Genomic DNA, 12,889 nt, shown 5'->3' on the forward strand with positions numbered 1-12,889 from the left:
GTAGAGATGTTAATTCTTTTCTTAAATCTAAATTTAAGAAAATTTATTTTAGGTTCTACTATTCAAAGTTTGCTCGTTTAACTTGGGATAACTAAAACCTGCCAGGCTGTAACATAACTTTATTTTGTAAAAATGTTAATAACAAGCAAACTTTTAAAAACTTTAAATTTTTAAAGATAAAGTTTCTGAGCGATATTTTAGAGTTAACTAGTGTTATTATTACACAATTAAGTCCGGTAGAAACTTTCTTTCTGATACTCATTTTGAGAACATGAAATATGAACTTATAAATATTGTTTCTTAATACTGCCAGCCCATTCACTACTGTACTGAGACGAAATATAGAGATCAGTTATACTCTCAGAAGAACCAGATGTAAGTTGTTTTAATACATTTTTAAGACACTTAGAATGGTTTCACAAAAAAAATTCGGTAGACTACCTGCTTTTTTTACATTTAACTTAAACTTTCTCGTATTCATAAATAATGATAGGGTTGGTTTCATTAAACTTAATTGATGAATTAAAGTTTAATTTTCTAAGCACTTCAAATTATAATAGACAATTTCTCAAAAAACTATCATGCTCAAAAAGCAGGTATTATTCATTAGTAATGGAACAGGAGAAGACCTCAATGCAAGTCTAATTCTCCAATCATTAGTTGAAATTGCTCCCAAAATTAACATCGTGGCGATGGCGTTAGTAGGTTCAGGGAGCGCTTACCAGCGTTTAAAAATTCCTCTCGTTGGGCCTAGACAAACGTTACCGTCTGGGGGAATTTTTTACACCCATTTTTTAAATTTAGTCAAAGATTTAGCATCAGGACTAGTTGGATTGACGTTACGTCAAATTCAATTTTTACTTAATTATCGCTATAATTGCGATTTTTGCGTTGCTGTTGGGGATATTTTCCCTGTCACTATGGCCTATCTCACTAAACGTCCCTTTGTAGCCTTTCTTGTGTCTACTTCTAGCTATTATGAGGGCAAATTGCGGCTACCTGGGTTAACTCAATGGTGTTTACGATCACATAGATGTCTAGCAGTATTTACACGCGATGCATTCACCGCCGAAGACTTACAACAGCAAGGTATGACTAAAGCTGTATTTGCGGGTTATCCTATTTTAGATGTCCTGTCCCCTACGGGTAACGATTTAGACTTAGATCCTAAGATACCAACAATTGCCTTACTACCCGGAAGTCGTCTACCTGAAGCTCTTCATAACCTAACATTACAATTGAAGGTATGTGAGGCAATCAGTGAACTGGAAATAGTACAATTTCGAGTTCCTTTAGTGTCTAGTTTTAGAGAAAAAGATCTGCAAACTACTGCAAAAAACGAGGGATGGCAATATCAGTCACCAGGAATATTCAGTAAAAATAAGCAGAAGAAAACAATTGTTGTAAAGTGCTATTGGAATGCCTTTGCCGATATTTTACAACAGTGCGATTTAGTTTTGGGGATGGCAGGAACAGCAGTAGAACAGGCAGTTGGTTTAGGGAAACCTATTGTACAGCTTCCAGGCCATGGTCCCCAATTTACTTATGGTTTTGCTGATGCGCAAATGCGATTGTTAGGAATTTCTGTGCAAACTATTGGGAAAAATCCAAATAATCCCACTTTATTCACGGATGCTGCCCATACCATTCAAACTATTCTTAAAGATTCTCAATATTTAGAAAAATGTCTGGAAAATGGGCGGCAACGGGTAGGTCAAAAAGGAGGTTCTGATAGCCTAGCACGTGCGATCGCTCAATTGTTGTAACATCAAAACTTGGTCCTAGCTAACAAAAACATAGCCTAATCTATTGCCATCTATCCTCATTCAGGTTATCCTTTTCGGGATTGTATATAAACATGACATGTTAATAGGATTATAATGCCACTATGGAACAACGAGGCGTAACTATCTGGTTGACTGGATTAAGTGGTGCTGGAAAAAGTAGCATTACTCAGGTTTTAGGAAAAAAATTGAGTGGTGAAGGCTATTCTATAGAGGTTCTTGATGGAGATATTGTTAGAACAAATTTGACAAAAGAATTAGGTTTTTCTAAGGAGGATCGTGATACAAACATTCGTCGTATCGGTTTTGTCGCTAGTTTATTAACCCGTCATGGAGTGATCGTTCTTGTCTCCGCTATATCTCCCTATCGTGACATTCGAGATGAAGTTCGAGCCAGAATTGGGAACTTTGTAGAAGTTTTTGTTAATGCTCCCTTAGATGTGTGTGAAGATCGTGATGTTAAAGGATTGTACAAACGCGCTCGCTCAGGAGAAATCAAGTCTTTGACCGGAATTGATGACCCGTATGAATACCCCTTAAACCCAGAAATAGAATGTCGGACTGATTTAGAAACCCTCGAAGAAAGTGTCGATAAAATTTGGCAGAAACTTAGAGAAATGAAATATCTGGCTAAATCTATAACAATTTAATAGAAATTAGATTAAAATTTTTTTGTCGAAACTTTTATCTTTAAAAGGAAATAGACTTAGCCTTAAGTTAGCAGCTTGACAAAGAGAGTATTAAATCATGAAAAACCCTATCACCTACATAGATAAAGATAGAGTTTCTTTATAATCTTTCTCGAAAAAGATTATATTAGGAAGTCAGAGTCTGTTACAGACTATAAATTGAGCATTGAGAGATTGACTTAAAAACAAACTATTTAAAAATTAAAATGATTACTAAGATTACTAAAAATAAAGGGTGGAAGATTAATAAAGGAGAAAACTCTGTCAAAATAAGAGATACTTATTAAAACTTATACAAATCGTTTATTTAAAAGAGTTTAGTGAAGTCAAAGTATTGAGTTTAAACATTAAACGATATAATTAAATTTTATTTTGCGAATATAGTCAAGAATTAAACGGATTCAGTAAAACTCTAGTCCTTTATTTTAACAAAATCTATTGTGTTATTGAATGTTATTGCTGATTTTTAAAAAAATTGTGTGAAATCTATAAATTCATAGTTAGAAAATATGAGGTAATTTGAACCAACTTTTTTAGTTCTTTAAGAGTTTTTATCAAGTTTAGAGTTCATGAAAGCTAAAAAAAGTTCAACCAATAATTGACATTAAACTTAAATAAAATTATTTTTTGAAGTTAACCTCAACTTTATTTGAAAGCATTGAAACTAAAATTTTAGTCTCCTTATTTATTAAAATATTTGGTTATTTTCAAAAAATTTTAAATTAGTTCAAATACCACAGCGATTATTTAATCTCTTCCGAGATGCCCATATTTGAGATAATTTATCAATACATAACTTCTATAAAAGAGCATAAAATGTGATCACAAAGGAAATTATTAAGACTATCTCTTCCCATCGTTACGCAAGAGTGGGATGATGAATACAAACCTTGGGGCAGCCTACAGCTAGCAGTTATCAAACTCGGTACCCATTGTTGCCTTACTGTCGTACGTTTATTTTAAGAAAATTTATGGTCGTTGCCACCCAGTCACTCGAAAAACTGTGCATTAATTCTATTCGCTTTTTGGCTATTGATGCTGTTGAAAAAGCTAACTCTGGACACCCAGGATTGCCGATGGGAGCGGCTCCTATGGCATTTGTCCTTTGGGACAAGTTCATGCGGCACAACCCCAAAAATCCCAAATGGTTAAACCGTGATCGCTTCGTCCTTTCGGCTGGACATGGCTGTATGCTTCACTATGCTCTGTTATGTCTAACCGGATATGACAGTGTTTCCATCGATGACATTAAGCAATTCCGTCAATGGGGTTCACAAACTCCTGGACATCCTGAAAACCATGTTACTGAAGGAATTGAAGTTACCACCGGACCTTTAGGACAAGGGATTGCTAACGGAGTTGGGTTAGCCCTAGCTGAAGCTCATTTAGCCGCTAGATTCAATAAACCAGATTGTAAGCTCATCGACCAATACACCTATGTAATTTTGGGTGATGGCTGCAACATGGAAGGAATTTCTGGAGAAGCTTGTTCTTTAGCTGGACATTGGGGCTTAGGTAAGCTGATAGCCTTATATGACGATAACCATATCTCTATTGATGGGTCTACGGATATTGCTTTTACTGAAGATGTCTCTAAGCGATTTGAAGCTTATGGTTGGCACGTTCAGCACGTCGAAGATGGCAATACAGATTTAGATGGTATTGCTAGAGCTATTGAAGTAGCAAAAGCAGTTACTGACAAGCCTTCTTTAATCAAAGTCACCACTACTATTGGCTATGGTTCTCCTAACAAAGCTAACAGTCATGATGTCCACGGGGCAGCTTTAGGAGCGGATGAAGTTAAGGCCACCCGTAAAAACTTAGGATGGGAATATGCTCCATTTGAACTCCCGTCTGATGCCTTAAGCCACTTCCGCAAAGCTGTTGATCGCGGCGCCAGCTACGAAGCAGAATGGAATAAGTTGTTTGCTCAGTACAAAACCAAATATCCTGAAGATGCTACTCTCCTAGAACGGATGGTCAGTGGCAATTTACCCGATGGATGGGACAAAGCTCTTCCTGTCTATACCCCTAAAAGTAAAAAAGATGCTACCCGTAACCAATCGGGCGCAACCTTGAATGCGATTGCTGGCGTACTACCTGAAATAATCGGTGGATCAGCTGACCTAGCCCCCTCTAATAAAACCTTACTTAACGGTCTTGGAGATTTCCAAAAAGGGCAATACCAAAATCGTAATATCCGTTTTGGGGTACGCGAACACGGGATGGGAGCTATTTGCAATGGAATAGCGGCACATGGATCCGGGTTAATTCCTTACGGTGCAACTTTCCTTGTCTTTACTGACTACATGCGTAACGCTATTCGTCTCTCTGCCTTAGCTGAAGCAGGAGTAATTTGGGTCATGACCCATGACTCTGTGGCTTTAGGCGAAGATGGACCTACTCACCAACCAGTTGAGCATATTGCCTCTTTACGGTTAATTCCTAACCTGATTGTGATTCGTCCTGCGGATGGTAATGAAACCTCTGGTGCTTACAAAGTTGCAATAGAAAATCGTCATCGCCCCACTTTGTTAGCATTATCTCGCCAAGGATTACCCAACTTAGCCGAAAGTTCGATCGATGCAGTAGCAAAAGGTGCTTACATCGTTAGCAACTGTGATGGAACTCCTGATATCATCCTCATCGGAACTGGCAGCGAAGTAGAACTCTGTCTTAATGCAGCAGAAGTGTTAACAGGAGAAGGTAAGAAGGTTCGAGTTGTTTCTATGCCTACCTGGGAATTATTTGAAGAACAAGATGCAGCTTATAAGGAGTCTGTTCTTCCTAAAGCAGTTAAGAAACGCCTCGCCGTTGAAGCAGGAGTAAGCTTTGGCTGGCGTCGTTATGTCGGGGATGAAGGCGCAAGTGTCAGCATTGATACTTTTGGTGCTTCTGCCCCTGGTGATGTCGTTCTTAAGAAATTTGGTTATACAGTTGAGAACGTCGTTGCCAAGGCAAAAGAAGTTTTAAGTTAATTCACATTTCTGTCATTAACTCAACTAATAGCCCTCTGAAATTTTAGAGGGCTATTATGTTTTTTGCATTCAAAAAATATAATTATTAGTTATAATAAACAACATATGTCATATTCACTAATATACAGACAAGTCGATCCTAAGCATCTTGATCAAGTAGAAAAATACTTTTTAAAAAAAGAGCACTGAAAAGAAGTGAATTTATTACTCGACCCACTATCCTATTTCCGATAATCTAATAGTATTAACTCTATCTTTTGTCTTTAGAGGGACTTTTGAGCTTGACTTAACCAAAATAAAATTTTTTACTACCCCTACTTAAAAAGTACCCTTGAAACTAAAGAGATGATTTAGTCAATCATAATTCTCATCACTAACTCTGACAACATTCTTTGAGGAACTTAAAATAAGCTCCCAATTTTAATTAGGTTAAATACATTTAGATAGTGCTTTTTTTATGCTAAACTACTTATTTCCCCATCCTCTTTCTCCTAAAGCTGGCATATTATTGAATATAAGTCATTTAATACAAAATTTTGTTACAGAATATCTGAATAAGTATATCTTCTTAAAAAGATGTTAATATCGAAGATATTTTTTATGAAAAACCCATATGATATATTTTATTTATTGACTATTATTAATTAATAAATAATTAGTATGTATTTCTGTAGTAAAAAACAGAAAATTATATCGAAACTAGTTAGCTTTAGATACAAGATACAGTAATTTTAAATTACCTTAAAATAACGATCAAGCAACCAGATAAATCAAGATAAATTATAACAAATTAGCAATTTCCAAAACAGCAAAAATGTGGGGAATCAGTAATTGCCAAAAAATAATTTTTAAAATAAAAAGGTATAGAGCACATATAATAATTATCCCCTCACTTATTAAGTCAATTGCTAAAACAATCGGATAATTTTTAAGTGTCAATCTTGTCTCGACTTAGTGATTAATTTCTAAAGGCAAGATATAATGTCCCATCTGAACCAATCCTAACCAAAATTTATATTCTAATTGTAAATATTTGGGCATATTTTCTACGTCTAAATTATAAATTACATATTTAGTCTCTTAAGCAGAAAGCATCGTTTAGTTCACCTTTATGGTTATTAAACCAGTAATAACTCAAGCCATAAATTCCTTTTTTCAAAAAATGACGATAGGAAAATTGTCTTTTTCCCTATAGGACAAAAACGACACGGGATAAGGATCTTCTAGCCAGATTAACTGTTTAGCTGTTCTTATCACAGTAGCTGACTCCGACTCAACAGTGTTTGGTTGATCTACAAATGAAAGCGTAGATAATCCCTTCGCGTATAACGTAACAGAAGTTTCAACAGTAGGAGGAATGGGTAAATCAATTAAGTATTAAAGCCAAAGAGATAAGATGGCAGTAGAGATAGGATGACAGTCATGAGTAAGCATAGAAGGCGAGGCTTAAGAGCACTATGTTTCTAAGATAAAGCCCCAAGGTCACAATCTACAATGTCCTATATGGCAGAGATTATCACAAAATATTAATTAAGGGGTTGCTAAATTTACGGATCTCCTGTTAGGATTGACAACGGTGACGAGTAATCCTCAGTAGCTCAGCGGTAGAGCGGTCGACTGTTAATCGATTGGTCGTAGGTTCGAATCCTACCTGGGGAGTTAACGTAGATTGTATGCAACTTTTTCATTAGTGATTCGTTTCATTCTTTCGGAAACTTTCTCAATCATCAAATTTGCATTCTGACATCCAAATTTGATGCCAATTATGGATTTTACCTCACTAGCCTAATTTTAAGTCACCATAGAAGGTGAGGAATTATAATCTTATGCAAGATGTTACAACACGATGTAGCTATTGTTGGCGGTTGGTTAGCTGGATGTCGCGCCGCCCTAGAAATTAAAAGCCTCATCCCCACAGTTGATGTAGCTGTCGTGGCCAAAACTCATCCTATTCAATCACACTCCGTAGCGGCTCAAGGAGGGATTGCTGCCAGTTTAAAAAATGTTGATCCTAAAGACAGTTGGGAGTCTCATGCCTTTAATACCGTCAAGGGTTCAGACTACCTCGCTGATCAAGATGCAGTTATCTTATTGACCAAAGAAGCTCCTGATGCGATTATCGATTTAGAACATTTAGGGGTACTATTTTCTCGTTTAAAAAATGGTAAAATTGCCCAAAGAGCTTTTGGTGGTCATACCCACAACCGCACTTGTTACGTCGCCGATAAAATTGGCCATGCTATTCTTCATGAATTAGTTAATAACCTCCATTGTAATGGAGTTACTATCTATGATGAATGGTATATTGTCCAATTGATTTTTGAAGAAGGGGATGCGAAAGGGATCATCATGTATCGCATCGAAGATGGCAAACTTGAAATTGTCTAAAGTAAGATAGTCATGTTTGCTACAGTGGGTTATGGACGAGTATTCAATACGACCTCTAATGATTATGCGTCTACAGGTGACGGGTTAGCCATGTCTGCGATGGCGGGTATTCCCTTAGAAGATATGGAATTTGTTCAGTTTCACCCAACGGGATTATATCCCGTTGGGGTCTTGATTTCCGAAGCGGTGCGAGGAGAAGGGGAATATCTCATTAATAGCGAAGGAAGGCGGTTTATGGAAGATTATACCCGCTCTCGTATGGAATTAGCTCCTCGTGATATTACTTCTCGTGCTATTAACTGTGAAATTCTGGCAGGACGAGGAGTCTATCCTGATGGCAGAGCTGGTGGCCCTTGTGTTTATTTGGACTTGCGTCACATGAAAAGGGAAACGATCATGAGTCGAGCCCCATTTTGTTGGGAGGAAGCACACCGACTTGTTGGAGTGGACGCAGCCGTGAACCAATGCCGGTCCGTCCCACTGTTCATTATTGTATGGGAGGGATTCTGATGAATACTCAAGGCCGTGTACGCCTGAGTGGAACCCAATTAACAGAAGGATTCTTCACGGCTGGAGAATGTGCTTGTATCTCAGTTCATAGGGCAAATCGTCTAGGTAGTAATTCCTTATTAGAATGTGCGGTTTACGGAGGCATTACAGGCAGAAATATTGCTGAATATGTCTAAAATTACAAGTTTTCTGAGATTAACTTTCACGCTTATTTAAACGCAGCAAAAAAACGAATTTAGATTCTTTTAAACAAAAAAGGAACTATTAGGTTAGGAGTATTACGGCAGCAATTTCAAGACTGTATGAGTGACTATTGTGGAGTTTTTCGTAACGAAAAGAAAATGGAAAAGGATTAGCAAAAAATAAGCAATTTAAACAAAAATATAAGTAAGCTTATCTTAATAACACAGATTATTGTTGGAATACATAATTAATTGAGGCAATGGAATTACAAAGTATTATGACAGTAGGAGAAATTATTCTTACTTCTGCTTTAAGCCGTCAAGAAAGTCGGGTGCGCATTCACGCGAGGATTATAATCAAAGAGATGATCTCAATTTCTTAAAACATACTTTAGCCTATTATTCTCCTTTAAAAATTAACATTCAATATATGCCTGTGGTGATCAATATGTTTGATCTGAGGGAAAGAAAGTATTGATTTTGTTGGTGGGCATCTTCCACCTTTTTTCAGTTAATTAAATTAATCAACATAATTATAATTCCTAACATCGACAAAGATAACTTATTATACATCTGTTAACCTTCCACAAGGTTACCGTCAGTCAACTTCTGTAACTCGCCAACTTAATTTAAGATTAAACCAAAAATTCCAGAGAGTTACTAGAGCAATCGCTAATAAGTTTGCTATATATTTACTATAGTCAAAAATACTAACAAATATATTTAAAAGTAATACATTAAGAACTAATCCTGCTAAACAAATTAGGTTGAATTTTATTAAGCGTTTTAACCTTTGTCTTTTCCCTGGTTGTCGACGGGAAATATCCCCAAATGTCCAACAATCATTCCAGAGAAAATTATTGATAACAGCCAACTCAGCTGCAATAATTTTACTGCGTGTTAAAGGTAACCCTGGGCTAATCTTATCACTTAATAAATAAAGAAATCCCATATCAACAACAACACCAGTCAATCCGACTAAACCAAACTGGATAAATCTGGCTGAAATTGATAAGCGTAACCCCAATAAATGCTGCATATATTCCACATATTGTTTCCAAGTTACCTTACTCTCTCCATCCTGACGTTCTCGAAATACATAACCTACTTCAGCAATCCAACTAATACAACCTCTTGCAGCTACCTCAATAAGAATTTTGTATCCAACTGGACTCAAAACCTTACAGGCGATCGCATTACGGCGCACCATAAAATAGCCACTCATGGGGTCAGAAAGGCGACTAATTACTTCTGGAAGAATTATTAATCCTAATATTTGCGCCCCACGGGAAAGAAAGCGACGCAAAATACTCCATTCACTAACACCTCCTCCTTCAACATGACGACTGGCAACAGCTAAATCAGCACCTCTTTCCATTTCTTCCAATAGTTTTTCTAACACTTCTGGGGGATGCTGTAAGTCTGCATCAATGACCCCTAAAATTTCTCCTTGCGCTACTTGCCATCCTCGAATAACCGCCGTTGATAAACCCTTTTCCTCAAGACGGCGCATCACGTGCAGTTGTGGATAGTTAGAGGTTAATTCTAGAGCTAATTTCCAGGTATGATCAGGACTATTGTCATCAACAATTATCAATTCATAACGTCCTGGCATATATTGGTCTAGCAACTGACTTAAAATTATAATGATGTCCTTAATGTTCCCAGCTTCGTTATAAGTTGGAAGAATTAGAGATAATTTGGGAAGACAATCGCGAGCAATTTCTTTAGTTGCACAGAAATAAGGAATTTCTAAAGTCCCAGAAGGAGTAGAGAGAAGGGATTGATTCATTAGTCGTTAAAGTTTAGTAAAAGTTACTTAAGAATGGCTTGACAATATTACCAATTGTAGATTTAGATTTAGTTGTGGAACAAGTGACAAAAATAAATTAAAAATCGCAATTTTTAATTTAAAATATGCTTATTTAAAGAAATTTGACTCATTTCAATTCTACTAACTCAATAGGTTGACACAAGTACCTAAAACAGAAAGGATTGTGGAAGAAAATTATGAACAAAATAGTTTCAGGTTCATATCATACATCCTAATCCATGTAAAAACTCTGCATTTATATCCCAACTCTATAGGGAGACAACTCAGTTATTTTTCTAAAAAAACTCGATTTTCATCGTCTATGTCGTCTAATAAAAAGCTCGCAGTTTGGACAATAGCGGATTATGGGGAAAGTCAAATCTTGCGTCTTGGTGGTAACGTCATTCTGACTCGTCTACTGGTTCTAGAGTTATTCGGTTTGATGGCATTGATTAATACTTTTGTTCAAAGTCTTAACTTATTTTCTGATCGAGACATTAAAACTACTATTATTCGCAGTCCAAGAGGAGAAGATCCAGTTTGTCTTAACTTTTATAGCTAATAATAATTGTTATTATAACTATCATTATTGATAAATTTAACTCTATTTATTTATTTTTTTTCAATCGTCAGACAAAAATAAATATCCTAAATAAATTTAGTTTTAAGTTTAATTTTTAGCCATAGCTACTCAAGTTACCTGAGCTTATTTTCAAGGGACAATTTGGGCTTTAGTTGGTGGAAGCTTACTTAATAGAATATTCAAATTAATTGGAAGCTATCTCTTTTCTCTAAGTTCACTCAGGCATTTTACTTGGAGAAAAGAGTAAGTTAAAGAATTGTTTCTTTGTTGCTGAACCTTCATTTCTACAGCAAAATTTTTGCTAGCTAACCAAACTGATAAACTCTTTTAGGAAAATTCTTGTCCTTAGAGATTTTAGGTATTTATACAGTGATTTTTCTACTTGCTAACTTGCCTAAAGTAGTAGCAGAAAAAATAAGCTATTAGGTGATTTTCCCTTTAGTAGCTCGCAACAATAAGATGTTCAAGGTAAAACTTCAACAAAAAATTTCTAAAGTTCGTTGGACCGTCCTACTTTTTATGCTGCCTAGTGTAACCATGTTGGTAAGTTTTAGCGATACATTAATTCTTACTCTATACGATGATAGGTATATCCAAACAGGTTGGATGTTGCTAATTCTTTTCTTGGGAATTTGGCTAACGACTCTTTTTATAACCATTAATCTAATCCTGTTAGCTATAGATAAGTCGTCCTATAGGGCATTTGGGCAGGGTTTAAAATTTTTGTATATGATTTTTATGTTGCCATTATCATTTCGTTTATAGGGACTTGTTCGTGTAATACTTGTTATTACATTTAATAACATTGTGCTTTACGCCTCGGTTGCCTAATGGCGCCTAGAGACAAAAAATTAGTCCTCTAAAAGAGGATATTATAACGACTATGGCTTAATCTTAAGTATTGCACTAATCAATCTTATCCGATATAACACTGGTTTTGGAGCTTGGCTCTTCTAGACTAGCTGTCAGGAAGTTTTAGTACGCACGGGCTTAAATTTTAAAAAGTTAGACAAACTTATATTTGACCCCAAACTTAGAGAGAATATTTGGAGTAAGTAAGTATGAGTAATCTGTTAAACAAAAAGGTCGACAAATAATTTGAAACACTTCGATGTCTCAAATGTTGAACATAGATATTTGACGTTAGTCTTTGACTATTTTTCGGTAAAATATTATCGGATTATTATTTGACCGAAAAATAGTGCAATTTTTTTATTTATTTTTGATAATTTTTTCTAAGATTTTTTTTTTAGTAAAAAACTATTAGTTAATTTTTACATCAACTTATGGATAGAATATAGCAAACTATATTGCCTGTTTTTAACTTTAAAATCGATCATTTACCGGAATAATTTGTAATTAAATATATTTAAAGTTTTTAATTACATCCCACAGATTTTTGGTACCATTCAACTAAGCTTTTAAAAGCTTAGTATACGCAACTATGAGTCTGATAAAATATTTCTATCAGAGTAGAATTAATTATACTAATCCCTAAAATTTTTCCTTTACAAAAAAGTAAACAATAATACGGTAGAGCTGTTGCTATCTTTGATAGAAGTATCCTAGATTACAAAATATTTCGGCGAGATCGAGACTGGATTTTCTCTCTAAAGTACTAGATGTCAATAAATTCAGCCTCCAGCATAGCTCAGCTACTTTTCTTTATTTTCCTGATTTTTCGTTTAACTCACATTATTCTAAATTTTTAGTAGAATTTTAATCTCAAAATCGATATAACAAAAATCATCTCAAAATATAAATATTATAATAAAAGTTATATATAAATCAATTATAAATCAATAAAACTAATAAATTCTATAGCTAAACTGGTAAGCTTAGCATGGGTACCAGTTGCCATTTTTGTATTTTCACAATTGCAACCAAGAAGAGCAGTAATTGTTAGTTTTTTAAAAATTAACATGATAAATATTTTAAATTTAATTAACTTAATTGACCGAT

The 12,889-nt window shown here is 35.3% G+C and carries 5 protein-coding genes, 1 tRNA gene and 1 pseudogene; 6 read left to right on the forward strand and 1 reads right to left on the reverse strand.

Annotated elements, in window-relative coordinates; translation table 11 throughout:
* The first annotated feature begins 581 nt into the window (after positions 1–581).
* From P3F56_RS00675 to P3F56_RS00695, 5 genes and pseudogenes are all read left to right on the forward strand, one after another.
* Entirely contained in the window at positions 582–1,766 is a 1,185-nt protein-coding gene (locus P3F56_RS00675) for a lipid-A-disaccharide synthase-related protein (protein WP_281152859.1), read from the forward strand.
* A gap of 122 nt (positions 1,767–1,888) precedes the next feature.
* Entirely contained in the window at positions 1,889–2,434 is a 546-nt protein-coding gene (gene cysC / locus P3F56_RS00680; RefSeq protein WP_281152860.1) for an adenylyl-sulfate kinase, read from the forward strand.
* A gap of 1,010 nt (positions 2,435–3,444) precedes the next feature.
* The gene (gene tkt / locus P3F56_RS00685) at positions 3,445–5,451 is read left to right on the forward strand and encodes a transketolase (protein ID WP_281152861.1); all 2,007 of its coding nucleotides are present in this window, start codon (positions 3,445–3,447) and stop codon (positions 5,449–5,451) included.
* Between the two features lie 1,587 nt (positions 5,452–7,038).
* Positions 7,039–7,110, forward strand: a tRNA-Asn gene (locus tag P3F56_RS00690).
* A 174-nt stretch (positions 7,111–7,284) separates the two neighbouring features.
* A pseudogene (locus P3F56_RS00695) lies at positions 7,285–9,009 on the forward strand (succinate dehydrogenase/fumarate reductase flavoprotein subunit).
* A gap of 120 nt (positions 9,010–9,129) precedes the next feature.
* Here P3F56_RS00695 and P3F56_RS00700 read toward each other — a convergent pair.
* A complete protein-coding gene (locus P3F56_RS00700; protein ID WP_281152862.1) occupies positions 9,130–10,323 on the reverse strand; it encodes a glycosyltransferase in 1,194 nt (397 codons plus the stop codon).
* 343 nt (positions 10,324–10,666) lie between these two features.
* Here P3F56_RS00700 and P3F56_RS00705 point away from each other — a divergent pair, with 343 nt between their 5' ends.
* Positions 10,667–10,906, forward strand: a complete 240-nt coding sequence (locus tag P3F56_RS00705) for a hypothetical protein (RefSeq protein ID WP_342637157.1) — start codon at positions 10,667–10,669, stop codon at positions 10,904–10,906.
* Positions 10,907–12,889: the final 1,983 nt, after the last annotated feature.

It is taken from the genome of cyanobacterium endosymbiont of Epithemia clementina EcSB (genome assembly GCF_029919255.1).
Lineage (GTDB): Bacteria > Cyanobacteriota > Cyanobacteriia > Cyanobacteriales > Microcystaceae > Rippkaea.